The sequence below is a fragment of the Cytobacillus stercorigallinarum genome, assembly GCF_014836495.1.
Taxonomy (GTDB): Bacteria; Bacillota; Bacilli; order Bacillales; family Cytobacillaceae; genus Cytobacillus; species Cytobacillus stercorigallinarum.
In genome coordinates this window covers 340,358-366,980 of record NZ_JACSQT010000002.1, presented here as the reverse complement: position 1 = coordinate 366,980, position 26,623 = coordinate 340,358, and the positions used below count along the sequence as shown (strand labels likewise).

Below are 26,623 nucleotides of genomic sequence, written 5' to 3'. Positions count from 1 at the left end.
GATGGCGAAGTATTCTAAAGATGATATTGTAAAACGGGCAAGAGAACTAGCTGTAATGATAGCTGATACGGAAGAAGTAGATTTCTTTAAACGTGCGGAAGCACAAATTAATGAAAATGAAAAAGTTTCAAAGATTATTGCGCAAATTAAAGGGCTACAAAAACAAGCGGTTAATTTACAACATTATGGGAAAGAAGAAGCTTTAAGAAAAACAGAAGCGAAAATTGATTCTCTTGAAGAAGAGCTAGATGCAATTCCAGTTGTTCAAGAGTTTAAACAATCTCAAGTGGATGTGAATGATTTATTACAAATTGTCTCTTCAGCCATTTCTAACAGAGTAACGGATGAGATTATTTCGTCAACTGGTGGCGATTTACTATCTGGTCAAACGGGCTCACAATTAAAAAATTCAGGCTGCCAACATTAAAAAATCAAAAGGGTGATCACAAGTCGATGTGATCACCCTTTTGATTTTTTATTATTGGTTCGTAGGAATCTGCCACTTTAGAAACTCGTTTCAATAATTGAATGGTCTTTTGTTGTGGCCACTTTAGTCTTATCAATATATTCTTAGATTTAGAACTTCTTATTGTTGAATGTAGATATGGAAAGATAATTATCAAAATAGGGTAATTATATGGATTTATCACCATTTCCTCAGCAAATAACATTTTTTATGATTATTATAAAAGCCACGTGTCAATTTCTACAAGTATTTGAATCAAAAGCGAGAGGAAATGTTCCAAGAAGTTGATGAAAAATCTTTCCTAGATTGGGCCCTTGCCCACCTCAGTCCGTAACAATCGCCCGTATGCGGCATATGATAAAGCATGCTAATGGATTTGGCTAATTGCCCATAAGAAAATAGGTCGCACACTAGTCTAATATCCCGCATAGGATGAATTGAAAATGAATGAGGAGGGTTCGCTCGCAATGGGAGACTATAGAGAGATAATAACGAAGGCAGTCGTTGCGAAAGGACGTAAGTTTATCCAGTCCAATCACACGGTTTGTCCTCAACACCACCCATCTAGTATTCTTGGTGCCTGGATTATTAACCATAAGTACAAAGCAAAAAAGGTGGGAAATACTGTAGAGGTTAGCGGAAGCTTTGATATCAATATCTGGTATTCTTATAAAGATAACACGCAAACTGAAGTAGTTACAGAGTGCGTGGAATACAAAGATGTAATCAAAGTGAAGTATCGTGATGAAGAAATCCTTGACGATATTGAAGTTGTTGCACGGGTCGTTCAACAACCAAACTGTATTGAAGCAACAATCTCTAAAAATGGCAATAAAATTATTGTACATGTAGAGAGAGAGTTTATTGTTGAAGTCATTGGAGAAACAAAGATTTGTGTAGCAGTGGCTGACGCAGGTGACTGCGAAGATGAAGATTGGGGATTAGAAGTAGAAGATGAAGAATTTGAAGATTTAAACCCAGACTTCATCATTGGCACTGAAGAGGAATAATAACTAACTAGGAGGTTTTACTTCCTAGTTTTTTTCTTTTTTAAAAGTATTGAAGAGTGTAGATAGGCAAGAGTATGAAGCATTTCTAATCGTTTGTTGACTTTCAAGTATGATATAATAAGATAAGAAAATAATAGATTATGAAATATGTGGAGGAAATTATGGCAGCAACATATACGCCGATGATACAACAATATTTAAGTGTAAAGGCAGATTATCAAGATGCCTTTTTATTTTTTCGTTTAGGCGATTTTTATGAGATGTTTTTTGAAGATGCGATTTCAGCATCAAGAGAGTTAGAAATTACGTTAACAAGTAGAGATGGCGGAGCGGAAGACCGCATACCGATGTGCGGGGTACCTTATCATTCAGCCCCAAATTATATCGAACGCTTAATTGAAAAAGGCTATAAAGTAGCCATATGTGAACAAACCGAAGATCCGAAACAAGCTAAAGGTGTAGTCAAAAGGGAAGTTGTTCAATTAATTACACCTGGGACTCGGATGGAAGGCAAGGGGTTAAATGAAAAGGAAAATAACTATATCGCTACAGTAACTGCATTTGAAGATGATACCTATGGTTTCGCTTATAGTGATTTATCAACAGGAGAAACAAAAGCAACCATTATTACTGATGGTTTTACCTCTATTTTAAATGAGCTGTCAGTTTCTAATGCGAAAGAAATTGTCGTCTCTTCGCAGTTCTCAGATAAATGGCTTAAAAAGATGAAAGAAAGAATGGTTCTGACCATTTCTATTGAAGATGATGTTCAAACTCAGCAACCGTTTGAGGAAAGTGTATCAAAGTTAGCAAATAATCGTCTGCGTGATACTGTAATGAGATTATATAATTATTTGTATAAAACACAAAAACGTAGTCTTGATCATTTGCAACTAGCTGAAGTGTATGAAGTGAACCAATTTATGAAAATTGATTACTTCTCCAAGAAAAACTTAGAACTTACAGAAACAATGCGTTCTAATGGGAAGAAGGGTTCGCTTCTTTGGCTGCTAGATGAAACGAAAACAGCGATGGGTTCAAGAATGTTAAAACAATGGATAGATCGTCCGTTAATTAATAAAGATGCCATTATAGAACGACAATCAATGGTGGAAACTTTCATGAATCATTATTTCGAACGAGAAGAGCTAAGAGATACTTTAAAAGAAGTATATGATTTAGAGCGGCTTGCAGGTAGAGTCGCATTCGGTAATGTCAATGCTCGTGACTTATTTCAATTGCAGAAATCATTACAGCAAGTACCCAAAATAGGACATGTAGTGAATCAGTTAACGAATGATGTAGCTAAAAAATTGGCAAGTGAACTGGATCCTTGTGAGGATGTAACCGATTTGTTAGAAAGAGCCATTGCCGATAATCCCCCGTTAACTATTAAGGAAGGCAATATTATTGCTGACGGTTTTAATGAAGATCTCGATCAATATCGTGATGCAACGAAAAACGGTAAAAATTGGATTGCTCAGCTTGAGAAGAGAGAAAGAGAGAAGACAGGGATTAAGTCATTAAAAATCGGATACAATCGTGTCTTTGGATATTATATTGAAGTGACAAAGTCCAATCTTCATCTGTTAGAAGAAGGTCTATATGAAAGAAAACAAACATTAACAAATGCTGAAAGGTTTATTACTCCAGAGCTAAAAGAAAAAGAGGCATTAATCTTACAAGCAGAAGAAAAGTCTGTAGACCTAGAATACACATTATTTTTAGAGGTAAGAGAACAGGTGAAAGAACATATTCCACGCATCCAAAATCTTGCCAAGCTTATCAGTGAACTTGATGTGTTGCAATGTTTCTCTGTCGTTAGCGAACAGCGACAATACCATAAACCGAGCTTTTCAAATGAACGGAAAATCGTAATTGAAGACGGGAGACATCCAGTTGTCGAAAAAGTGATGAATGCGCAAGAATATGTAGCGAATGACTGTTATATGGACCAGGAAAGAGAATTACTACTTATTACTGGACCAAATATGTCAGGTAAAAGCACATATATGCGACAAATTGCTCTAACCTCCATTTTGGCACAAATCGGTTGTTTTGTCCCTGCTAAACAAGCGGTGTTACCTATTTTTGACCAAGTGTTTACTAGAATAGGTGCGGCGGATGATTTAATCTCTGGACAAAGCACATTTATGGTGGAAATGTTAGAAGCAAGAAATGCCATTGTTCATGCAACAGAAAATAGTCTTATCCTATTTGACGAAATTGGTAGAGGGACGTCGACCTATGACGGAATGGCACTTGCTCAAGCGATTATTGAATATATTCACCATCATATTGGGGCGAAAACATTGTTTTCCACTCATTATCATGAGCTTACTGTTTTGGCTGAAGAATTGCCACGTTTAGAAAATGTGCATGTCAGTGCAGTTGAACAGAACGGAAAGGTCGTATTTCTCCATAAGATTAAAGAGGGCTCAGCAGATAAAAGTTATGGTATACATGTTGCTCAACTGGCAGAGCTACCGGAGACATTGATTCAAAGAGCAAACGACATTCTTACGCGATTAGAAGCAAAGGATTCATCAAAAATAAATACAACAGCAGCAACGATGGAAGTACAAGAAGAAGCAGTAGGCCAATTGTCATTCTTTGAAGAAGAAAAGCAAGAGAAGAGAGGGACAAATATTGCTACGAAGGAAAGAAAGATGCTTGATCAGCTAAAGAAACTAGACATTCTAGAAATGACACCGATGACAGCATTAAATACCTTATATGAGATGCAAAAAAAGTTAAAATAAAGATTGAAAGGGTGAATCCTAGTGGGTAAAATCAAGCTCTTAGATGATTATCTATCAAATAAAATCGCGGCAGGAGAAGTCGTTGAGCGTCCAGCATCTGTTGTGAAAGAATTGGTTGAAAATGCCATTGATGCAGGCAGTTCTGTCATTGAAGTGGAAGTAGAAGAAGCTGGCCTTGCAAGTATCCGAATCATCGATAATGGCGAAGGAATAGCAGAAGATGACGTTCTCCATGCGTTCCACCGACATGCGACAAGTAAAATCCAAGACGAGAGCGACCTATTTAGGATTCGCACATTAGGATTTAGAGGGGAAGCACTTCCCTCTATTGCTTCTGTTTCCAAAGTGGAATTGAAAACTTGCCATAGTGATATAGGTACGAGAGTGGTGCTTGAAGGCGGCAAGGTTGTAACGATGGAAAAGGCAGCTAGTCGCAAGGGGACAGATATCACGGTGTCGGATCTATTTTACAATACGCCGGCAAGACTTAAATATATGAAAACCATTCATACCGAATTAGGTAATATTACTGATGTCATGAATCGCTTATCTTTATCACACCCGGAGATCTCATTCAGGTTACTTCATAATGATAAACAACTGCTGAAAACAACAGGCAATGGTGATGTCCGTCAAGTTTTAGCGGCGATCTATGGTTTAAATATTGTCAAAAAAATGATCCCAATTCAAACTCAGTCGCTTGACTTCAAGGTTTCTGGCTATGTGGCGTTACCAGAAATAACGAGAGCATCGAGAAATTATATTTCAACGATGATCAACGGGCGGTTTATTAAAAACTATCCACTAGTGAAAGCTATTCAGGAAGGTTATCATACATTGTTACCGATAGGACGGTATCCCATTGTTTTATTAAACATAGAAATGGATCCATTATTAGTCGATGTAAATGTTCATCCTTCTAAAATGGAAGTTCGTTTAAGTAAAGAACACGAATTAAACGAATTAGTCACTGCCACCATTAAACAAGTCTTTAAAAAAGAAGAATTAATTCCAAGTGGCTTTACCGAAAAGAAAATAATAAAGCCGAAAGAAGAACAAACGTTTCTTCACCTCGATCATTTACCAGAAAGACAACCATTTAAAGAGATTGAGCAGGAGAGGAAAGCACCAGAAGTACAATTTATCCAAGAAAATACAGTAACACGAAATCAACCAAAACAAGATACGGTCTTTGAAACGGCTCCTTCAATAGAAATTCCTTCTCAACCTAAAGAAGTGGACTTACATGAAGAAGAAAAAACAACGATTGCGGAAGAAGATGAAACCGTGCTTCCGTCTAGAGTTCCAGCAATGTATCCTATAGGTCAAATGCACGGTACCTATATTTTTGCACAAAATGATAATGGTTTGTATATCATTGACCAGCATGCGGCTCAGGAAAGAATCAAGTATGAGTTTTTTAAAGAAAAGGTTGGGAAAGTAGAAAGTGAATTACAGGAGCTTTTGATTCCAATGACCTTCGAATATGCAAACGATGATGTGATAAAGATCGAGGAATACAAGGACGTACTTGAAAAAGTGGGTGTATTCTTAGAGGAGTTTGGTCATAACAGTTATATTGTTCGTGCCCATCCACAATGGTTTCCTAAAGGAGAGGAACAAGAAACGATTGTGGATATGATTGAGCAATTGTTGAACATGAAGCGAGTAGATATAAAAAAACTGAGAGAAGAAGCGGCGATCATGATGAGTTGTAAAGGTTCAATTAAAGCAAATCGTCATTTACGTAACGATGAGATTCAAGCATTGCTGGATGAGTTACGCCAAACAAATGATCCCTTTACTTGCCCCCATGGTCGCCCAATTATCATTCATTATTCTATATATGAAATGGAAAAAATGTTTAAGCGTATTATGTAAGACCTGATGAGAGAGGTTTTTTATAGGAAACTAACATAGTAATCCTTAAGGTCACATAAAAAAGAGAGAACCGCAAATAGTTACACGCGGTTCTCTCTTTTTTTATTATTTCGCATTAGCTGTTTGTAATTTATCCATGTACTTTAATGATTTTCCTGTCCCAATTGCAACAGACTCTAACGGATTTGGAGCAAGGTGAACAGGCACATCAATCTCTTGACTGATCCATTCTTGCATACCATTAAGTAATGCTCCTCCGCCAGTCAAGATGACTCCACGGTCAACAATATCACCACTTAATTCAGCAGGACTATCTTCTAGTGTTGCTCTAAGCGCTTCTAAAATACTGAGTAACGCTTCTTTCATCGCATCTCTAATTTCAAAGGAAGAAAGCTCAATCGTTTTTGGTAATCCAGTGACTAAATCTCTCCCGCGTATTTCCATTTTAAGTTCATCATGGTTAATAAGCGCATGGCCAATTTCAATTTTAATATTTTCTGCTGTTCTTTCTCCAATAAGCACATTATATTCTTTACGTACATACTGAATAATATCATCGTCTAAACGGTCTCCACCAATACGAACGGAGTGACAAGCAACTACACCACCGAAGGAAATAATCGCTACTTCAGTAGAACCGCCACCTATGTCAACTACCACATTTGCGACTGGCTCATCGACAGGCATGCCAGCGCCAATTGCTGCTGCAACAGGTTCCTCAATAACGAAAACTTTTTTCGCGCCTGCATTTCGTACAGCATCTTGAATCGCTCTTCTTTCTACACTTGTCGACCCGGAAGGTGTACAAACAACGACACTCGGCTTTCTAATTGAGAAGCCGCCTGCTTTTGCAGCTTTTTTCATAATATGACGTAACATTTCTGTCGTTGTATCGAAATCGGCAATGACGCCATCTTTTAGTGGGCGTATAGCAACAATCCGTCCTGGTGTTTTACCAATCATTTCTTTTGCTTCAGTACCAACTGCTAGTACTTTTTTTGTTTCTGTATCAATCGCAACAACAGAAGGTTCATTGAGAGCGATACCTTTTGCCTTACTATAAACAAGTATATTAGCTGTTCCTAAATCGATTCCAATTTCAGCATTTCCTATCATTATCAATCACCTAATTTCCTATAATTCTGCTTCGTCTCAAACCATTTTCATAAGACCATATTCATAAGACATCTTATCTTAAACTCCGCTTTTTATAAGGTAACATGAAACGACCATAGAAGCCTGAATGTAAATAAAACGTTATAAAAATGTAATCTCCACTGTAAAAAAGAATCGAATCCGCAATAAAAAAGGTTTAATTTGTAGAAAAAGGGTGAATAATGTTTGGGTATTGATTGTCTTTTTTCCTTCCTATGCTTATGGTACGATAAGATAGAAATTGAAAGACTAAAAGGCAGTGTGAATGAATGACAACTCAAAAAGAAAAAATCATTATTCTTATAGGACCTACTGCAGTAGGGAAAACAAAAACAAGTATTGAACTGGCAAAAAAATACAATGGTGAAATTATTAGTGGTGATTCCATGCAAATATACAAAGGTATGGACATTGGTACAGCCAAAATAACGGAAGAAGAGACTGAGGGTATTCGCCATCATTTAATTGATATTAAAGAACCGGATGAAAGTTTTTCGACAGCTGCATTTCAAACGATTGTTAGAGAGAAGATAACTGAAATCAGCAGGAGAGGGAAGTTACCGATTATTGTAGGAGGGACGGGACTATACATACAATCCGTTCTATTTGACTATCAATTTTCAAATGTTGCCTCAGATGATGGTTTCAGAAAGCACTTAGAGGAAAGGGCGAAAGTTGAAGGGAATATTTGTATTCATAAGGAATTACAGGTGGTCGATCCGGAATCTGCCTTAAAAATTCATCCTAATAACATTCGAAGAGTGATTCGAGCTCTCGAAGTATACCATTGTACAGGAAAAACGATGACAGAGTGGCAAAATACTCAGAAACCTGAATCGGTATATAATGCCGCTGTAATCGGTTTAACCATGGATAGAGATCTTTTGTATAAACGGATTAATCAGAGAATAGATATAATGATGGATAAAGGCTTATTGGCTGAGGTGAGAGGATTTTGTGAAAAAGGATTGCGAAACTGTCAGTCAATGCAAGCGATAGGATATAAGGAATTCTATCCTTATTTTGATGGATTGATTTCTTTAGATGAGGCTGTTGAACAGCTGAAGCAAAACTCTCGAAGATATGCCAAAAGGCAGCTAACTTGGTTTCGTAATAAAATGGATGTTAGTTGGATAGATATGAGTATAGCCCTCGATTCAAAGGGTTTTCATAAAAAAATCAATGAAATTTATGTAACGATTGAAGGAAAGCTGAAAATTAAATCGAATACATAATAATAGAGATAAAAGAGGAGGATTTGTAATGAAAACATCAATCAATATCCAAGATCAATTTCTAAATCAATTGCGTAAAGATAACGCCAATGTGACAGTTTTCTTGTTAAACGGTTTCCAAATTAGGGGTCAAGTAAAGGGGTTTGATAATTTTACTGTCCTATTTGAATCAGAAGGAAAACAACAACTTGTTTATAAGCACGCGATTTCAACATTTGCTCCTCAACGAAATGTGTCGTTAGATATGGAACAAAAATAATAAGTTGCTTCACCGAGTCCGCAAATCATGCGGGCTTTTTCTTATGGTTTGACAATCCTTTTGGGGATAATGATGGTATATATCATTTGAAGTGATTAACAATTTTGTTTTGACTAAAAAAACTTTAATGATTTTCTCCAAATTGAATATATATGAACAAGAAGACTCTTACTTCTAATAATAGAATAGGCTAAATAACTACTTGAGATAACGTCTAGGCTTTTGTCACAATTAAGGCAATCTTAGCGTATACTGGTGCAAGAGAATGTGAGGTGAAAGCTATTGGATCAGCCGATTCGTTTGAAAAATAATGGACAAATCAGTATTGTACTAAATTCTCAAAAAAGAAAAGCCTTAACAAAAGAAATACCCGAACCGAATGTGGTACAAAAAACCTTACAATCAGAGCATCTTGCTCTTAGAGAAATTGAAGAAGAATTAGCTGCCTTAGTAGGCATGGAAGAAATGAAAAGAATGATTAAAGAAATTTACGCCTGGATTTACGTGAACAAGAAGCGAGAAGAAGCAGGACTGAAAGCGGGAAAGCAGTCCCTTCATATGATGTTCAAAGGAAATCCTGGAACAGGGAAAACAACGGTAGCTAGGTTAATAAGTAAGCTATTTCAAAAAATGGATGTTTTGACAAAGGGGCATTTGATCGAAGCTGAAAGGGCTGACTTAGTAGGAGAATATATTGGCCATACGGCTCAAAAAACGAGAGACTTAATTAAAAAAGCGATCGGAGGCATCCTTTTTATTGATGAAGCTTATTCCCTCGGTAGAGGAGGGGAAAAAGATTTTGGTAAAGAGGCGATCGATACATTAGTGAAACATATGGAAGATAAACAGCATGATTTTATACTCATTTTAGCGGGATATTCAAAGGAAATGGACTATTTTTTATCATTAAATCCAGGTTTACATTCTAGATTTCCGCTTGTCATAGATTTTCCGGATTATTCAATTGAACAACTAATGGAAATCGGGCAAAGAATGCTGAAACAAAAAGAGTACGTACTTAGCAGAGAAAGTGAAAGGAAATTAAAAGATCACTTACTTTGGGTTAAAACAGTATTAAATCCTCAAACATTTTCTAATGGAAGATATATAAGGAATATTATTGAAAAGGCAATACGTGCACAATCCATGAGGCTTTTAATGCAAAGTCATTATGACCGCCATGAATTAATGACAATTAGAAGTAACGATTTAGTTTTTGAAGAAGACGATTGAATGAGTCCTAGCTCCGCTTAATTTAGGAGTTTGTTTTTTGTTATTAATAGGAATGCTAATTGAAAAAACAGAGCCGCTCTCCTACTTTATATAGTGGGCTTTGAGCTGGCTCTGTTTTTTATGACTAATTTAACTTATATTGTTTTGTAGGGAGTTTCCATTTATAAGTGTAAGATAATACTCTAAGGGCGGTAATTGTTATGAATAATATAATGAGCTCTACTGATGATGTAAAAATATTTAATCCGATTAATAACCCTGTAATAATCGCCCAAACAGCATAGATTTCTGATCGTAATACTAAAGGTTTTCTTTGTGCTAATAAATCACGAATCATTCCTCCACCACTACCTGTTAATACTGCGGCAACGATAATTGCGCTTAATGGATGATTCATATCAGCAGCATAAAGTGCACCTTGTATAGCAAATGCTGATAAACCAATGGCATCAGTGAAGTTTCCCCATTTATGCCAATGCTTTAATAAATGATGGGGAAAAATGATAATCAATGTAATAGATAATAAGGCGATTTGAAAAAAAGTTCCCTGTTCCCACAATGTTGAAACGGGTACCCCAATCAATAAATTACGGATGGCTCCTCCGCCAAAGGCAGTGACGATGCCTAAAATATAAATGCCTAATATATCATAATCTTCTTCCATAGCTACGATTGCACCGCTAATGGCAAAAGCAATTGTACCAATCATACTTAAAAAATCCCAAGTTAACACCACATATCACCACACGTTCTTAAAATCCTGCACAAACATATAGATTTTAACATGAAATAGCATGAAATCAATGATTTTTAATTAATAATTTTTTTGGCAAATGATAATGATAGATAAAACTGCAAGACATTGTGGATAAAAGGAAATTTTCTCCCTTTAACGTAAAGAATAATTAGTGTATTACAAAAGAATTTGATATGATAATAATATGTTAAAAAGAAAGTAGGGCTTTAATGGAACAACAGTCTTTTAAAGAAAAAGCGATACTTGTCGGCTGTCAAACGACTGAAGACGATTTGCAATATAGTTATTCAATGGATGAGCTTATGTCACTAACAAAAACGGCAAATGGTGAAGTTGTTACAAGTGTTATACAAAAAAGAGAAAGAATTCATCCATCTACATATATAGGAAAAGGGAAAGTTGAAGAAATTTCACGTCTACAAGAAGAGACAGAAGCTGATGTGATCATTTTTAATGATGAACTATCTCCTAGCCAAGTTCGTAACCTATCCGAATTCATTTCGGCAAGAATTATTGATCGCACGCAGTTGATTCTTGATATTTTTGCAGGCAGGGCTCGTTCAAAAGAGGGGAAACTTCAAGTTGAATTAGCTCAATTAAAATATTTACTACCGAGATTATTGGGACAAGGAACAGCACTTTCACGACTAGGCGGGGGAATTGGAACAAGAGGTCCCGGTGAGACAAAGCTCGAATCAGACCGACGTCATATACGAAAGAAAATAGATGATATTGATAAGCAATTGAAAGCAGTTGTTCATCATAGGAAGCGTTACCGTGAAAGAAGAAAGAAGAATCAAGCACTGCAAATTGCCTTAGTAGGTTATACGAATGCGGGTAAATCTACACTGTTTAATCGCCTAACAGAAGCGGATTCCTATGAAGAAAATCAATTATTTGCCACACTGGATCCAATGACAAGAAAAATGTCTTTACCAAGTGGATATACAGCTCTTTTAACGGATACAGTTGGATTTATACAAGACTTACCGACTACGTTAATTGCAGCCTTTAGATCTACTTTAGAAGAAGTAAACGAAGCGGATCTTATTTTACATGTAGTCGATATGTCTAATCCTGACTACATCCAACATGAACAAACTGTAAAGCAATTAATTGATGATTTAGAGCAAGAAGAGATACCACAATTAATCGTATATAATAAAAAGGATGAAGCACATGAAAGATTCATCCCAACAAAGGGTAAGGACACGTTACAAATAAGTGCCTTAAATGATCGTGATCGCCAGCTGCTAAAAGAGGCAATTGAACGAGCAATCACTCAATTAATGGATTCATATACTGCTGCAATCCCTGCTTCAGAAGGAAAGTTATTATCGCTCCTAAATACGGTGACTATTGTGCGGAGTAGTGAATTTATCGAAGAAGAACAAATATATTTAGCTAAAGGTTTTTACTTCAAAGATCATCCAATCACACAAATGCTAAATTATTATAGAGTATAGAAAGTAAAGGTGTAGAACATGTTCCAAAGCTTAGTAAATGGAGAATCCCTTTTTGAGATTGTTCAAGAAGTAGAAAAGAAAATTTCTGCTGTGACACATAAAATAGAGCAAAGAATAGATGATAATCAATTTCGCGTACTGCAAAGTTTTCAAAAACATCGTGTAAGCGATAGCCACTTTATACCGTCAACAGGATACGGCTATGACGATGCGGGTAGAGATACTTTAGAATTAATCTATGCAGATGTCTTTGGTGGCGAAGCAGCATTGGTTAGACCACAAATCATATCTGGTACCCATGCTATATCGACTGCATTATTTGGTATTTTACGACCGGGAGATGACCTTTTATATATTACAGGTAAACCTTATGATACGTTAGAAGAAATCGTCGGTATTAGAGGTAAAGGGGTAGGGTCTCTAAGAGAATTTCGTATTGGTTATGATGCGGTTGAATTGCAAGCGAATGGTAGGGTTGATTATGAAGTAATCAAAGAAAGAATGACATCTAATACAAGGATGATTGGTATACAACGTTCAAGAGGTTATGCGGAAAGACCATCATTTACAATAAATGAAATAAAAGAAATGATTGATTTTGTTAAGTCAATTGACCCTGAAGTCGTTGTCTTCGTAGATAATTGTTACGGTGAATTTGTTGAAGAGATGGAACCATGTCATATTGGTGCCGATTTAATGGCCGGTTCACTTATTAAGAACCCTGGCGGTGGATTAGCGAAAACTGGTGGTTACATTGTTGGGAAAAAAGCCCTTATTGAAGCGTGTTCTTATCGATTAACTTCCCCTGGAATAGGAGCCGAAGCTGGTGCATCCCTTTATAGTTTGCAGGAGATGTATCAAGGCTTTTTCTTAGCTCCCCATGTAGTGGGACAAGCTTTGAAGGGAGCGGTTTTTACAGCAGCAATCCTTGAATACTTTGGGATGAAAACAAATCCAAGATGGGATGCAGAGAGAACAGATTTAATTCAATCAGTACAATTTGGTGATGCTAAGATGATGGTTGCCTTTTGTCAAGCGATTCAATATGCTTCCCCAATTAACTCTCACGTAACTGCATATCCAGCATATATGCCAGGATATGAGGATGATGTTATTATGGCTGCGGGTACCTTTATCCAAGGGGCAAGTATTGAGCTAACAGCAGATGGACCTATTCGCCACCCTTTTGAAGCATATGTTCAAGGCGGATTAACCTATTCTCATGTAAAAATCGCCATTTGTACGGCGTTAGACCAATTATTAGAGAAAAAACTCATTCAAAAGAATCAATAAATGTGGAGAAAGGAGGCGAATATACGCTGCCTTTTTTCAATACTAGGATAAAAGTTTGAAAATTTCATCATTTACATGTGATAAAACATAACATTTTGTTGACAGATTATCTAACACGACATATAATAGGATATAAGATACAAAGAAATAAAAAGTAAAAGAATGAAGGAGGAGAGATGGTTGACTGGAAGTGAAATACGTCGTTCCATGCCGCTCTTTCCAATTGGCATTGTTATGCAGCTGACTGAGCTTACTGCAAGACAGATTCGCTATTATGAAGAACACCAATTGATTACTCCAGCTAGAACGGATACGAATAGAAGGCTGTATTCATTGAATGATATTGATAAATTGCTAGAAATCAAAGATTTAATTGATCAAGGTGTCAATATGGCGGGAATAAAGCAATTATTCACAGTGAAACAACAACAAGAGATGGATGAACAAGCATTTAAGAAGCAAGAAGAAAAAGTGAGACATGATTTGTCAGATGATGAATTGAGAAAGCTTTTGCGTAAAGAATTTATGCAAGCAGGTAGGTTTACTCGATCGTCTTTAAGACAAGGTGATTTATCACGCTTTTTCCATTAAAATAAAAAATCTTTTCTTGACTTTAAAGGAGGAAACACAAGGTGGCAAAATTCACTAAAGAAGATATCAGACGTATTGCTAAAGAAGAAAATGTAAAATTTATCAGATTACAATTTACTGACATTTTAGGAACAATTAAAAACGTAGAGATTCCAATTAGTCAGCTTGAAAAAGCTTTGGACAATAAAATGATGTTCGATGGTTCCTCAATTGAAGGTTTCGTTCGTATTGAAGAATCAGATATGTATTTATTCCCAGACTTAGACACTTGGGTAGTCTTCCCTTGGACAGCTGAAAAAGGAAAAGTAGCACGTTTAATCTGCGATATTTATAATTCAGATGGTACGCCATTCGCGGGAGACCCACGTAATAACTTAAAAAGAATCCTTAAAGAAATGGAAGACCTCGGTTTTACAGATTTCAATCTTGGACCTGAACCAGAATTCTTCTTATTTAAGTTAGATCAACAAGGTGAACCAACTTTAGAACTTAATGATAATGGTGGTTATTTTGATTTAGCTCCAACAGACTTAGGTGAAAATTGCCGTCGTGATATCGTTCTTGAGCTTGAAGAAATGGGCTTTGAAATTGAAGCTTCTCACCATGAAGTGGCTCCAGGGCAACATGAAATCGATTTTAAATATGCTGATGCATTATCAGCGTGTGATAACATCCAAACATTTAAATTAGTCGTTAAAACAATTGCACGTAAACACGGTTTACACGCAACATTTATGCCAAAACCATTATTCGGTGTGAACGGATCAGGTATGCACTGTAACGTTTCTTTATTTAAAGATGGTGTAAATGCATTCTATGATACAAAAGGTGATTTAGAACTTAGTGATACAGCACGTAATTTTATTGCAGGTATCATTAACCATGCACCAAGTTTCACAGCTGTAACAAATCCAACAGTAAACTCTTTCAAACGTTTAGTGCCTGGATATGAAGCTCCTTGTTATGTTGCTTGGTCTGCAAGAAACCGTTCACCACTTATTCGTATCCCAGCATCACGTGGTGTCAGTACACGTGTAGAAGTACGTAGTGTGGATCCAGCTGCAAATCCTTATCTTGCAATGGCTGTTCTTCTTAAAGCTGGGTTAGATGGCGTGAAAAACAACCTAACACCACCAGCTCCAGTAGATCGTAATATCTATGTGATGAGCAAAGAAGAGCGAGAAGCTGAAGGCATTAAAGATCTTCCAGCTACACTTTATAGCGCGCTAGAACTTCTTAAACAAGATGAAGTAATGGTTGCTGCGCTTGGTGAACATATTCTTGAACACTTTATCGAAGCAAAAGAAATTGAGTGGGATATGTTCCGTACGCAAGTTCACCCATGGGAACGCGAGCAATATTTACAAATGTATTAATAAAATTAACCCCTCTACCACTATGGTTTGAGGGGGTTTTGTTTTGCTCAAATAAAATTCATGACCAACTAATTACTGTTGACCAAAATAAGACCAAAAAAATGTGACTGTAGGTAAACTCGATGTAATCGAGGTACCTGCGGTCTTTTTGTATTAAAAATAGAAGAAAGTAAAGTGGTGAGGATAGGCCTTAAGAGATTCATTTTGAACCTTCTTCCTTTTATAGTATGGACCTTAACGTCGCTTTTCCATGCATTTTAAAAAATCTAAAAGATGTCATATAAAACATAAAATGGTCCTTTAACAAGGTGATATAGCCCGTACAACTCTTCATCTTCCACATATAGTATTAACATAATCATAGAAAGGAGGATGAGAATATGGGATATAAAAATCAAAACTATTCAGATTCATATGGATATGATCATAACGATTGTGGCTGCGATGAATTCTTTAGAAACATTTCCCGTGGTGAGGATGTGAAAGTATTCCTTAAAGGCGGCGGCCATGTGTTCGGAGAGTTTATCGATGTTCGTGGAAATTTAGTTTTCCTAGCAAAAGCTAACTGTCATCGTCGCGATGATCGTCACGATGATCGCCACAAAGATTGTTGCGACAAGAAAGATCGTGTAAGGATTACTACGATCTGTTGTGATGATATCGTTGCAGTTGAAGTCTAAAGAAACACCTTAGTAAGAGTCCTTTTTTATGTGTCTTAGAGGAAGTTATTGCAAGGGATATAACTGCTTCTTCACTTCGTATCTATTTAATAAATACTAAAAGGACTCTGCTCAAAGCAGCCATAACGGCTGCTTTTTTATATTAGATAGAAGTAGACTCGAAAAACTAAAAGAAGATACAAAGAGAAAATAAAATGGTCTCTTAACAGGGTGAGATAGCCCGTACAACTCTTCATTTTCCACATATAGTATTAACATAATCATAGAAAGGAGGAAGAGATATGGGATATAATAATTGTTTTTTTGGTAGAAGCCCAAGATATTCAGACTCATATGGATATAATAACAACAATTGTGGTTGTGGCAATTACAGTAAAGACGACAATAAGGATTGTGGCTGTGATGAGTTCTTTAAGAACATTTCCCGTGGTGAGGATGTGAGAGTTTTTCTTAAAGGCGGCGACCATGTATCAGGAGAATTCATCGATGTTCGTGGAAATTTAGTCTTCCTAGCAAAAGCAGAATGTCATCATCACGATGATTGTTGTTGTGACAAGAAAGGTCGAGTAAAAATCACTACAATCTGTTGTGATAATATCGTTGCAGTTGAAACTCGATAATTAAGCTTCTTCTTTATTGTATCATCGAGGAATTAAGGCAATAGGATATAACAGTTTCATATCATCATTCAACTTGCTATCTATTTAAGAGATACTAAAAAGGATCCAGCTCAAAGCAGCCATAACGGCTGCTTCTTTATTTAGTTAGGGTAGAAAGATTAAAAGATAGAAACATAGAGCAAATAAAATGGTCTCTTAACAGGGTGGTATAGCCCGTACAACTGCAAGACCATCCACATATAGTATTAACATAATCATAGAAAGGAGGAAGAGGTATGGGATATAATAATTGTTTTTTTGGTAGAAGCCCAAGATATTCAGACTCATACGGATATGACAACAATAATTATGGTTGTGGTAATTACAGCAAAGACGACAATAACGATTGTGGCTGCGATGAGTTTTTTAAGAACATTTCCCGTGGTGAAGATGTGAAGGTTTTTCTTAAAGGTGGCGGCCATGTGTTCGGAGAGTTTATCGATGTTCGTGGAAATTTAGTCTTCTTAGCAAAAGCGGAATGTCATCGTCACGATGATTGTTGTGACAAGAAAGGTCGTGTAAGAATCACTACGATCTGTTGTGATGATATTGTTGCAGTTGAGGTATAAGGCACTGAAGAAAACCCGATAGTTGAGAGTGCTTTTACAGTGTTTTAGCGGAAGTTAATTTATGGGAAACTAACTATTGCGGATACTAAAAAACATCTTTAAAAACCAATCTTAACGGTTGCTTCACTTGTAGACAAACTCCTTATATTGAGTTTGTCTACAGTCCTATCTATTAATTAATAGGAAGAAAAACTATAAGAATGATGCTAGATAATCGAAATCAATGAGAAATAGTTGCTTGAAGCGATCCTCAACCTGTGGATGACTTGGTTCGTGAAATCAAGATAGCTATTAATTCCTAATAGATGATGAATTGAATATAAAGTGTATGTATTTTGAAGTAGATTGTTCTATTTACCCATCAACTGGATCAAATGAACATTTATTCCATTAAACCATCAGTTTTTCATGAAAAGACATGATGTTTTATCGCCCCATAAAACATCATGTAGAAGGTAGTCAAGTGATTCTAAGAACTGTGTAAGACATACATACTACAATTTAAGAAGCAACTCATCGTAAAACGATGATGTGTTATATCCCTTCATAAATGTGAAATTGAACAGTCTGAGCAGGTATTTCTAGCGCTTAGTTCTTATAATAGTAGGTGAAAAATGAGGTTGTCTAGATATTATTTGTTCTTTTTATATACAACAAAAAACCGTTCATAAGAACGGAATAAAATTTATTCGTGATCTTTTACTTTTAGGGTATCTAATAATTTTAAGATACCCTCTCCTCCCATACCAGATACGAGAGAGATGATGAAAACAGCAGTGGGGGAATCCGGTGTTGTTGTCACAATGACAAATACGGCCGCCAGTCCTCCTAGTAAGATGTCTTCTAAGAACCCTAAATAAATGAATTTTTTCGTCATCCGTGGCTTGACTAGTTTGCCTAACCTCTGCAAATGCCCTGCAACACCGACAATTCCACCAATCAACGCAGCGAAGAGAATGTTCATTAACATTTTTCCTTCACACTCCTAAAGCCGAGATTTTTTTGCGACCTTAGGTTGATTCTTGGTGTAAATTTCATTATAATATATTTTTGTCTCCATGTAATGATTCTATTTTACTGAATTTTTCAAATTTGATAATTGGATGCGTAACATATAAAGATAATTGCAACGATTAAAAAGGAGTGTCAAAAATGACACTCTTTTTTAATGAATTTGGCGATAAACACCAATAACTTTGCCTAAAATAGATACATTATGCAAAATAATCGGCTCCATAGTAGGGTTTTCTGGTTGTAGGCGAATAAAGTTCTTCTCTTTAAAGAATCGCTTAACCGTGGCCTCGTCATCTTCCGTCATAGCAACGACGATTTCTCCATTATTTGCTGTTTGTTGCTGCTTGACTATGACATAATCACCATCTAATATGCCAGCTTCAATCATACTTTCTCCCATAATTTCAAGCATGAAGATATTTTCGTCACTCGGAGCCATTCTTTCAGGTAAAGGAAAATATTCCTCAACATTCTCAATCGCAGTAATAGGTTGACCAGCAGTAACCTTACCGATAATAGGAACGTTCACTGTTTGCACTTTAGGAATTGGATTGCTCTCTTCTAAATTTAATACTTCAATGGCACGGGGTTTTGTTGGATCTCGACGAATAAGCCCTTTACTCTCTAGTCTGGCTAGATGACCGTGTACGGTTGAACTTGAAGCTAGTCCAACAGCTTCGCCTATTTCCCTAACAGACGGTGGATACCCTTTTTGTTTTACTTCATCCTTTATAAAATTCAATATATCTTGCTGCCTCTTAGATAATTTCACGCTATCACGCACCTTCGTCAATATCATTAAGCTTATTATACCACCAGTAGAAAACAGATACAAACATAAGTTCGAATTTTCTTGTTGACAGAAACAAGTGTTCGCATTATACTAAAATTATCAAATCGAACATATATTCTATTCAGGGGTGACAATTAATGATAAAACAATTGTGGAATTCTTATAGTTATGCTATTATTCTTATCGCTTTTAGTTTCGGTATGGCTTTCCTATTATTTTTGAACACTGGTAATGCAAATCAGGAGGAGTATGTAAAGGTTGAAGTAAAACAAGGGGATTCTTTATGGAAAATTGCGGAGGATTTTAGAGATGCCCATAATATGTCTTCTAAAGATTTTGTTGCTTGGGTAGAAGAATTTAATCATATACATTTAGGTGAAATACATCCTGGTGATACGGTATATCTTCCCATTACAGATGGTGAAATAATATCTGAAACCAATTTAGCTAGTGTGATATTAGAAGACTAAAGGAATGAATGAGAATGAATGTAATTATATATTGCAGGGTGAGCACGACGAAGGATACACAGGAAACGTCCCTTGCTAGACAAGAAGAAGAACTTTTACATTTAGCGAGAATGAAGGATATGACTGTAGTTGAAGTGATACGTGAGAAAGCAAGTGGCTATGATTTAGAAAGAATAGGTGTGCTGCAATTATTAGAGTTACTAAAACAGAAACAAGCGGAGGCTGTTCTTATTCAAGATGAAACCAGGATTGGAAGAGGCAATGCTAAAATCGCCATCTTACATTGTATACTTAAAGAAAATGGGAAGATTTTTACAATTGCCCATAACGGGGAATTGCAACTTTCAGATTCAGATTCTATGGTATTACAGATTGTTAGCATGGTTGAAGAATATCAAAGAAAACTACATAATGTAAAAATTAAAAGAGGGATGCAAAAAGCTGTTCAAAAAGGCTTTCGACCTGAAAAAAATTTAAAAAACCAAGGTAATATAAACGGCAGAGAACGAATAGAAGTACCAATTGAAGAAATAGTAAAATTGAGAAAAAACAACCTTACTTTTGCAGAAATTGCTGCAACGTTAAGAGGCTTTGGTTATAAAGTATCTAAAGCGACCGTTAACCGTAGATATAATGAATATATAGATGAAATAGAGCTGGTGGATCATGAACCATCATGATACAGACCTAATATGTCACTTAATTTGATTGCGCAATGTATTTTAAAACTGAAAGACAAAGATATCTTGTTTTGCTCCCAAGAAAAAAGCATACTGAAAGATCCTTCAATTGTTGAGTTCATGCACCATCATTGGAGGGAAATAATGTAAATTGTGAATGGTTATCTGTGTTCCTAAGATTAATCCATGTTTTTTTACATTAAACGATAGTGAAAGTATATTTCCTCATTCCCCTTACTTCCATACGCTTCCTACATTAAATAGATTCATATTTTTCAAAAGAGCACAATGATACATAGCTTTACCAAATCTTAAAGCAATACTTTACCAACGTATTATCGTCTGAAAATTATAGTGAAAAACATGATTGTAAACTGCTTTCTTGTCAAATGCATTCATATTTAGTAATATGGCTATTAAGTATCTTCTCCATATGGTTGAAGACTTTTTGGATGGGAAGGAGTGTAACACAATGATTTCAAAAGAAAAATTAGCGAGAATTAATTCGCTTGCCAAGAAAGCAAAGACGGAAGGTTTATCAGAATTAGAGGCAAAGGAACAATCTAAATTAAGAAAAGAATATTTAGAAAAGTTTAGAGCTTCTATGTTAAATACATTAAAAGGTGTTACTGTTATTGACCCTGAAGGTAATGATGTTACACCAGATAAGTTAAAGCGTGAACAAAATAAACCACTTCACTAAGATTGTGTTTATAAATTTTAAAAGGAAACTGTAACGAGCAGTTTCCTTTGTTGTTGTTGTTTTATATGACAATTATATAATATTTTACCTTTCTGGTTGTAACTGAAGGTGAAAGTCTATTATATTTAATTTGTAGGATATATATTGAAAGGATGTCGTTCATGTTCAACAAAACAGATGCTTTATCAATTAGCGCCATAAGAACATTGTCAATCGATGCAGTCGAGAAGGCAAACTCTGGTCATCCAGGAATGCCAATGGGAGCTGCGCCAATGGCGTATACTTTATGGACAAAGTTTATGAATCATAATCCCAAAAATCCTGATTGGTTTAATCGTGATCGCTTCGTGTTATCTGCAGGTCATGGGTCTATGCTATTGTATAGTCTCCTTCATTTATCGGGATATGATCTTTCTTTAGATGATATTAAGGAATTTCGCCAGTGGGGTAGTAAAACACCAGGACATCCTGAATTTGGCCATACACCAGGTGTAGATGCCACAACAGGTCCATTAGGACAAGGGATTGCCATGGCAGTTGGGATGGCAATGGCAGAAAGCCACCTATCAGCTGAATATAATAAAGATGGCTACAATGTAGTAGACCACTATACATATAGTATATGCGGAGATGGAGACTTAATGGAGGGAGTGTCAGCAGAAGCCGCTTCTCTTGCTGGTCACCTTCAATTAGGAAAGCTGATCGTAATGTATGATTCTAATGATATTTCATTAGACGGAGATTTAGATCAATCATTTTCTGAAAGTGTAGCGGATCGTTTTAAGAGTTATGGCTGGCATTATCTCCGAGTAGAAGATGGAAATAATCTCGATGAAATTGCCCAGGCAATTGACAGCGCTCGTCAAAATACTACACAACCGACATTAATTGAAGTTAAGACGGTAATTGGTTATGGATCCCCGAATAAGGCAGGCTCCTCTGCTTCTCATGGATCACCACTAGGTTCAGCTGAATTAAAATTAACAAAAGATGCTTATGAGTGGACATTTGAAGAAGATTTTCATGTGCCTGAAGAAGTATATGCACACTTCAATCAAAATGTAGCTATTAACGGTGAAAAAGTAGATCGTGAATGGAAAGATCTTTTTGCTGCTTACAAAAAAGATCATCCGGAATTAGCAGAACAGCTAGAAGGTGCAATCAAAGGTGAATTACCAAATGGTTGGGATAAAGATCTTCCTGTTTATGAAGAAGGCAAAAGCTTAGCAACTAGAGCATCTTCAGGGGAAGCTCTCAATGGTATCGCGAAGAACTTACCATCTTTCTTTGGTGGTTCAGCTGACTTAGCGGGCTCGAATAAGACGATGATGAAAGATGCAGAAGACTTCTCAGCAACTAATTATGCTGGTAAAAATATTTGGTTTGGGGTACGAGAATTTGCCATGGGTGCAGCTTTAAATGGTATGGCTTTACACGGTGGTCTAAATGTCTTTGGAGGGACATTCTTTGTATTCTCCGACTACTTAAGACCAGCTATTCGACTTGCAGCATTAATGAAGCTCCCAGTTACTTATGTTTTTACACATGACAGCATTGCTGTAGGTGAAGATGGGCCTACGCATGAACCGGTTGAACAATTAGCAGCGCTTCGTGCCATGCCTAATTTAGCTGTGATTCGCCCAGCTGATGGAAATGAGACTTCAGCTGCCTGGAAGCTAGCGATTGAGTCAAAAGATCAACCAACAGCACTTGTGTTAACTAGGCAAAATATTGCTACACTACCAAACTCAGCAGAGTTAGCCCTTGAAGGAGTAGAAAAAGGTGCTTATGTGATTGCGAAAGCAGAAAAAGAGCAACCAGATGCGCTTCTTTTAGCGACAGGGTCAGAGGTAGAATTAGCGGTGAAGGCTAAAGCTGCGTTAAAAGAAGAAGGCTTTGATGTGGCGGTAATCAGTATGCCGGATTGGAAGAGATTTGATGCTCAATCAAATGAATATAAAGAATCTGTCTTACCTAAAAATGTAACCAAACGTTTAGCCATTGAAATGGCAGCATCATTCGGCTGGCATAAATATGTGGGCCTAGAAGGCGACGTTTTAGGGATTGATCAATTCGGTGCCTCAGCACCAGGAGATATTCTAATAAAAGAGTACGGTTTTACTGTAGAGAATATTGTAAGCAAAGTAAAGAGCTTATAAACATGAGCGAAGAGGGAATTTCCCTCTTCGTTTTTTTTCGACAAAAAAAGTAGAGATTTATAACAAAAAGAGACAGAAAATACTGAAATAAAATTTTATAATAAGAGAAAGACTTGTCTAAAAAGGAGTAATTCTATGAGAACGTATCAGCTATATTTAATAGATGAACCTTTTGCGTCTCATTATTTTGGTAGAGAGCAAATGTTTTATCAGCTGTTCAAGGAATATGAACAAGCGACAGGCACGATCCAATTTATTTTGGGAAAACAAATTGCCTTTATCACCAAGAATATTCCAAAAGATAAAGTAAATAATGATTTGTATAGAGAATTATATGCAGAGAAAAAAGTTTCTTATAAGAGCAATGCGTTTTACATTAAAGAAAAAAATAGTCAAGCAAAGTTGATGATCCATGATCGTTTTCTAAGTTTAGAGGCTTCAGGAAACTATGATGCAGAGACGGTGTTCTTTGAAGTTCTACGAAAAGAAGAGAGTTCCTATTTAGCTATTGACCTTTTTCATAATCGATTTGGCTGGTTAAAGCCATTAAAAGAAAGAAAGTTTGTCTAAATTAGAGAAAATCATCAGCAAATATTGTATAATAACCTTTGGTCTAGTACACTGTATGATAGACAACATGAAGGAGGAAGTAGTATGTGGACATATATTCTAGTTGGTATATTAGCATTACTTGCTGGTGTAGCACTAGGATTTTTCATCGCTCGTAAATATATGATGAGCTACCTTAAGAAAAATCCACCAATTAATGAACAAATGCTTAAAATGATGATGATGCAAATGGGAATGAAGCCATCTCAGAAGAAAATTAACCAAATGATGAATGCGATGAATAAGCAACAACCTGGAAAATAACTTAAGAACGTCAGTTAAATAAAGTTTCTAGGTTCAATTGCATATAGATAGAAACAGATCAACTTTATTTTTCGGTTCTTCATTGCAACAAAGAATAGACCAAAGCTAATTTTAGCTTTGGTCTATTTCTTTCATTAGGATCATATTGTCGAATTCTATGATATCAAATCACTTGTTAATATTTTTTAAAATGAAATTCAAGTGTTAGCCTTTTATGCTTGTCTATTTAATGTAAGTCTACTCTCGTAAAGACGATTATATTCATTTAATAGAGAATCTAACTCCTGACTATATTTGATGGCAGAAGCAGAGTTGAGGCCGTTTCTCATAGCGGTTTGAATCAGTTCCCGTCTTTTTTGTTCAATTAATAATAGTAATTCTTGTTTGTTCACGCACCTAAAACTCCTCTGCGATTTTGTTCTAACCATGAAGTAGTTTCTATTTTGTCCCAAATATTCTTTTATTAATTATAGCGAATAATGGTAATTAATTCAAAAGAAACTTATGTAAAACTCTTTACATTCATGATACAAAAAAACTATTTATTCAACTGATTTGATACATTGACGACATAAAGCTTGTGTTTAACCTGTGTATTCTATGTTAGACACAAATTATTCAAAAAGATTAATTTCTTTTCACATAATGTTTTGATAGAATGGGGAAGGAAAAAGGGGAAGGTATGGAGGTGTTGATATGACTGATGTGAATTTTATAATTGCTCTTGGTGCAGGTTTTTTGAGTTTCATCTCGCCATGCTGTTTACCATTATATCCGGCATTTTTATCGTATATCACTGGAATGAGCGTAGGCGAGTTAAAAACGGAGAATGCACTGCTACAAAAACGTAGTTTGATACATACGCTATGCTTTTTATTAGGATTTTCAATTGTTTTTATTGCCATCGGTTTTGGTTCTTCTTATATAGGTAGCTTTTTTTATGAATATGCTGATCTCATTCGTCAAATTGGCGCAATTTTTATTGTTTTATTTGGGCTTGTGATCTTAGGTTTGCTTAAACCAGCATTCTTAATGAAAGAAAGGAGATTTGATTTTAAAAATCGCCCGACTGGTTATTTCGGTTCAGTTCTAATAGGTCTAGCCTTTGCTGCTGGTTGGACTCCTTGCTCTGGGCCTATTTTAGCATCAGTTATTTTACTTTCAGCGACAAACCCTGGATCAGGTTTATTTTATATGATTGCCTATATTATTGGTTTTGCTGTCCCATTTTTGATATTGTCTTTCTTTATCGGTAGAATGAAATGGATTAAAAAACACAATGTAACGATTATGAGAATTGGTGGGATATTGATGATTGTAATGGGCGTCGTCTTGTTCTTTGATTGGATGACTGATATTATCTCCCTTCTCACTATGTTGACAGGTGGCTTTACGGGTTTTTAATAGCGATCATTGCATCAAAAAGCGAGGAAAACTCGCTTTTTGATACGTGCGAAAATTGTCGTTGGGTTTAAATTGAAATTATTAGAAAAATTAGATATATTGTAATGAGTGATATTACTTTGAAATCAAAGTAGTTCATTATATAAGATGTTGTAGCGCATGGTGTTTGGAGGAGGAATAATAGGTGGCAAAGATATTAGTAGTAGATGATGCGAAATTTATGAGGTTGACTTTAAAGAATATATTAAAAAAAGCGAATCATGATATTGTTGGCGAAGCAGAGAATGGTAAACAAGCCATTGCCTTATATGAAGAATTAACGCCAGATCTTGTGACTATGGATATTACGATGCCAGAGATGAGCGGGTTAGAAGCAATGAGAAAAATTAAAGCTGAATACCCAACAGCTAGAATTGTCATGTGTTCAGCCATGGGGCAACAAAAAATGGTAGTAGAAGCGATCGAAGCGGGAGCAAAAGACTTTATTATCAAACCATTTGATGAAGTTAGAGTGATAGATGCTGTATCGCGAGTGTTATCTTAAAATCATACATATAATTTACTATTGAATAGTAATTAGCTATAATAATAAGTGTCATTGATCTTATTGTAAAAGGATGTTTTTTATGGACATGGTGTTGTTGACATCAATTGGAGCTGTTTCTATGGCAGTATTAGCTATGTTCATTCGAATGAAGGCGGCTAATCATCCAGTCACGATTAAGAAGATAATCTTACCTCCCGTATTTATGAGTACGGGGGCATTAATGTTTATTTTTCCCTATTTTCGCGTTACGTCAATAGAATTATTGGAAGCTGTTATAGTAGGGGCATTGTTTTCCTTGATTTTAATCAAAACGACTAAATTTGAAACCAAGGGATCCGAAATCTATTTAAAGAAATCGAAAGCGTTTATATTTATCTTAATAAGCTTGCTTATTATTCGCCTTGTTGCCAAATTGATGCTAAGTTCGACTATTGATGTTGGTGCGCTTGCAGGAATGTTTTATTTATTAGCATTTGCAATGATTGTTCCATGGCGTGTGGCGATGTTCTTTCAATTTCGCAAAATGGACAAAGCGGTACATGTCAAACAAGTAGAATCGAGACCAACTACTTAATAATGAAAGAAGCA

General features: G+C 36.0%; 28 protein-coding genes. 23 read left to right on the top strand and 5 right to left on the bottom strand.

Annotated features, from left to right (window positions below):
• The first annotated feature begins 1 nt into the window (after position 1).
• The 4 genes from H9655_RS06355 (at position 2) to mutL (ending at position 6,119) form a co-directional block, all read left to right on the top strand.
• Complete coding sequence (locus tag H9655_RS06355) at positions 2-427, top strand: RicAFT regulatory complex protein RicA family protein (protein WP_191812081.1); 426 nt, start codon at positions 2-4, stop codon at positions 425-427.
• A 506-nt stretch (positions 428-933) separates the two neighbouring features.
• Positions 934-1,476 carry an outer spore coat protein CotE gene (locus tag H9655_RS06350; protein WP_191812676.1) on the top strand — a complete coding sequence of 181 codons (543 nt, stop codon included), beginning with the start codon at positions 934-936 and terminating at the stop codon, positions 1,474-1,476.
• A gap of 161 nt (positions 1,477-1,637) precedes the next feature.
• Positions 1,638-4,238 (top strand): DNA mismatch repair protein MutS, encoded by a 2,601-nt coding sequence (gene mutS, locus H9655_RS06345; RefSeq protein WP_191812079.1) that lies wholly within the window; start codon positions 1,638-1,640, stop codon positions 4,236-4,238.
• A 21-nt stretch (positions 4,239-4,259) separates the two neighbouring features.
• The gene (gene mutL / locus H9655_RS06340; protein WP_191812077.1) at positions 4,260-6,119 is read left to right on the top strand and encodes a DNA mismatch repair endonuclease MutL; all 1,860 of its coding nucleotides are present in this window, start codon (positions 4,260-4,262) and stop codon (positions 6,117-6,119) included.
• A 105-nt stretch (positions 6,120-6,224) separates the two neighbouring features.
• On the opposite strand, the gene mreBH is transcribed toward mutL, so the two are convergent.
• Positions 6,225-7,235: a rod-share determining protein MreBH gene (mreBH, locus tag H9655_RS06335; RefSeq protein WP_191812075.1), complete on the bottom strand. Its 1,011-nt coding sequence runs from the start codon at positions 7,233-7,235 to the stop codon at positions 6,225-6,227.
• Positions 7,236-7,543: 308 nt separating this feature from the next.
• Here mreBH and miaA point away from each other — a divergent pair, with 308 nt between their 5' ends.
• From miaA to spoVK, 3 genes are all read left to right on the top strand, one after another.
• Positions 7,544-8,509, top strand: coding sequence for a tRNA (adenosine(37)-N6)-dimethylallyltransferase MiaA (gene miaA / locus H9655_RS06330; RefSeq protein ID WP_191812073.1), 966 nt, complete (start codon positions 7,544-7,546; stop codon positions 8,507-8,509).
• A 28-nt stretch (positions 8,510-8,537) separates the two neighbouring features.
• Positions 8,538-8,768 (top strand): RNA chaperone Hfq, encoded by a 231-nt coding sequence (hfq, locus tag H9655_RS06325; RefSeq protein ID WP_095369447.1) that lies wholly within the window; start codon positions 8,538-8,540, stop codon positions 8,766-8,768.
• A 282-nt stretch (positions 8,769-9,050) separates the two neighbouring features.
• Positions 9,051-10,001, top strand: coding sequence for a stage V sporulation protein K (spoVK, locus tag H9655_RS06320; protein WP_095369446.1), 951 nt, complete (start codon positions 9,051-9,053; stop codon positions 9,999-10,001).
• 124 nt (positions 10,002-10,125) lie between these two features.
• Here the strand turns inward: spoVK and H9655_RS06315 are convergent, their stop codons facing one another.
• Positions 10,126-10,710 (bottom strand): trimeric intracellular cation channel family protein, encoded by a 585-nt coding sequence (locus tag H9655_RS06315; protein WP_191812674.1) that lies wholly within the window; start codon positions 10,708-10,710, stop codon positions 10,126-10,128.
• Between the two features lie 257 nt (positions 10,711-10,967).
• Here H9655_RS06315 and hflX point away from each other — a divergent pair, with 257 nt between their 5' ends.
• The 7 genes from hflX to H9655_RS06280 all read left to right on the top strand — a co-directional run bounded on the left by hflX (position 10,968) and on the right by H9655_RS06280 (position 17,392).
• A complete protein-coding gene (gene hflX, locus H9655_RS06310) occupies positions 10,968-12,224 on the top strand; it encodes a GTPase HflX (RefSeq protein ID WP_191812070.1) in 1,257 nt (418 codons plus the stop codon).
• Positions 12,225-12,242: 18 nt separating this feature from the next.
• A complete protein-coding gene (locus tag H9655_RS06305; protein ID WP_191812068.1) occupies positions 12,243-13,517 on the top strand; it encodes a methionine gamma-lyase family protein in 1,275 nt (424 codons plus the stop codon).
• A 180-nt stretch (positions 13,518-13,697) separates the two neighbouring features.
• On the top strand, positions 13,698-14,108 hold the full coding sequence (locus H9655_RS06300) for a MerR family transcriptional regulator (protein ID WP_095369443.1): 411 nt from the start codon (positions 13,698-13,700) through the stop codon (positions 14,106-14,108).
• A gap of 41 nt (positions 14,109-14,149) precedes the next feature.
• On the top strand, positions 14,150-15,484 hold the full coding sequence (glnA, locus tag H9655_RS06295) for a type I glutamate--ammonia ligase (RefSeq protein WP_191812066.1): 1,335 nt from the start codon (positions 14,150-14,152) through the stop codon (positions 15,482-15,484).
• A 380-nt stretch (positions 15,485-15,864) separates the two neighbouring features.
• Positions 15,865-16,164 carry a hypothetical protein gene (locus H9655_RS06290; protein ID WP_191812064.1) on the top strand — a complete coding sequence of 100 codons (300 nt, stop codon included), beginning with the start codon at positions 15,865-15,867 and terminating at the stop codon, positions 16,162-16,164.
• A 281-nt stretch (positions 16,165-16,445) separates the two neighbouring features.
• On the top strand, positions 16,446-16,784 hold the full coding sequence (locus H9655_RS06285; protein WP_191812062.1) for a hypothetical protein: 339 nt from the start codon (positions 16,446-16,448) through the stop codon (positions 16,782-16,784).
• 275 nt (positions 16,785-17,059) lie between these two features.
• Positions 17,060-17,392, top strand: a complete 333-nt coding sequence (locus H9655_RS06280; protein WP_191812060.1) for a hypothetical protein — start codon at positions 17,060-17,062, stop codon at positions 17,390-17,392.
• Between the two features lie 685 nt (positions 17,393-18,077).
• Here the strand turns inward: H9655_RS06280 and H9655_RS06275 are convergent.
• The gene (locus H9655_RS06275; protein WP_191812058.1) at positions 18,078-18,362 is read right to left on the bottom strand and encodes a DUF4257 domain-containing protein; all 285 of its coding nucleotides are present in this window, start codon (positions 18,360-18,362) and stop codon (positions 18,078-18,080) included.
• Positions 18,363-18,557: 195 nt separating this feature from the next.
• On the bottom strand, positions 18,558-19,205 hold the full coding sequence (gene lexA, locus H9655_RS06270; protein WP_191812056.1) for a transcriptional repressor LexA: 648 nt from the start codon (positions 19,203-19,205) through the stop codon (positions 18,558-18,560).
• Between the two features lie 131 nt (positions 19,206-19,336).
• On the opposite strand from lexA, the gene yneA reads away from it, so the two are divergent.
• The 6 genes from yneA to H9655_RS06240 all read left to right on the top strand — a co-directional run bounded on the left by yneA (position 19,337) and on the right by H9655_RS06240 (position 24,084).
• Entirely contained in the window at positions 19,337-19,669 is a 333-nt protein-coding gene (gene yneA, locus H9655_RS06265) for a cell division suppressor protein YneA (protein WP_191812054.1), read from the top strand.
• A gap of 14 nt (positions 19,670-19,683) precedes the next feature.
• The gene (locus H9655_RS06260; protein WP_191812052.1) at positions 19,684-20,349 is read left to right on the top strand and encodes a YneB family resolvase-like protein; all 666 of its coding nucleotides are present in this window, start codon (positions 19,684-19,686) and stop codon (positions 20,347-20,349) included.
• A 472-nt stretch (positions 20,350-20,821) separates the two neighbouring features.
• Positions 20,822-21,052: a DUF896 domain-containing protein gene (locus H9655_RS06255; protein ID WP_191812050.1), complete on the top strand. Its 231-nt coding sequence runs from the start codon at positions 20,822-20,824 to the stop codon at positions 21,050-21,052.
• A 161-nt stretch (positions 21,053-21,213) separates the two neighbouring features.
• Entirely contained in the window at positions 21,214-23,211 is a 1,998-nt protein-coding gene (gene tkt, locus H9655_RS06250; protein ID WP_191812048.1) for a transketolase, read from the top strand.
• Between the two features lie 135 nt (positions 23,212-23,346).
• Positions 23,347-23,781, top strand: a complete 435-nt coding sequence (sirA, locus tag H9655_RS06245) for a sporulation inhibitor of replication protein SirA (protein WP_191812046.1) — start codon at positions 23,347-23,349, stop codon at positions 23,779-23,781.
• Between the two features lie 84 nt (positions 23,782-23,865).
• Complete coding sequence (locus H9655_RS06240; RefSeq protein ID WP_095369430.1) at positions 23,866-24,084, top strand: YneF family protein; 219 nt, start codon at positions 23,866-23,868, stop codon at positions 24,082-24,084.
• A 212-nt stretch (positions 24,085-24,296) separates the two neighbouring features.
• Here H9655_RS06240 and H9655_RS22375 read toward each other — a convergent pair whose 3' ends face one another.
• Positions 24,297-24,476, bottom strand: a complete 180-nt coding sequence (locus H9655_RS22375) for an aspartyl-phosphate phosphatase Spo0E family protein (RefSeq protein ID WP_318245450.1) — start codon at positions 24,474-24,476, stop codon at positions 24,297-24,299.
• A 304-nt stretch (positions 24,477-24,780) separates the two neighbouring features.
• On the opposite strand from H9655_RS22375, the gene H9655_RS06230 reads away from it, so the two are divergent.
• The 3 genes from H9655_RS06230 to H9655_RS06220 all read left to right on the top strand — a co-directional run bounded on the left by H9655_RS06230 (position 24,781) and on the right by H9655_RS06220 (position 26,609).
• The gene (locus H9655_RS06230) at positions 24,781-25,488 is read left to right on the top strand and encodes a cytochrome c biogenesis CcdA family protein (RefSeq protein WP_191812042.1); all 708 of its coding nucleotides are present in this window, start codon (positions 24,781-24,783) and stop codon (positions 25,486-25,488) included.
• 184 nt (positions 25,489-25,672) lie between these two features.
• Positions 25,673-26,032, top strand: a complete 360-nt coding sequence (locus H9655_RS06225) for a response regulator (RefSeq protein ID WP_191812040.1) — start codon at positions 25,673-25,675, stop codon at positions 26,030-26,032.
• Positions 26,033-26,114: 82 nt separating this feature from the next.
• Complete coding sequence (locus H9655_RS06220) at positions 26,115-26,609, top strand: CcdC family protein (protein WP_191812038.1); 495 nt, start codon at positions 26,115-26,117, stop codon at positions 26,607-26,609.
• Positions 26,610-26,623: the final 14 nt, after the last annotated feature.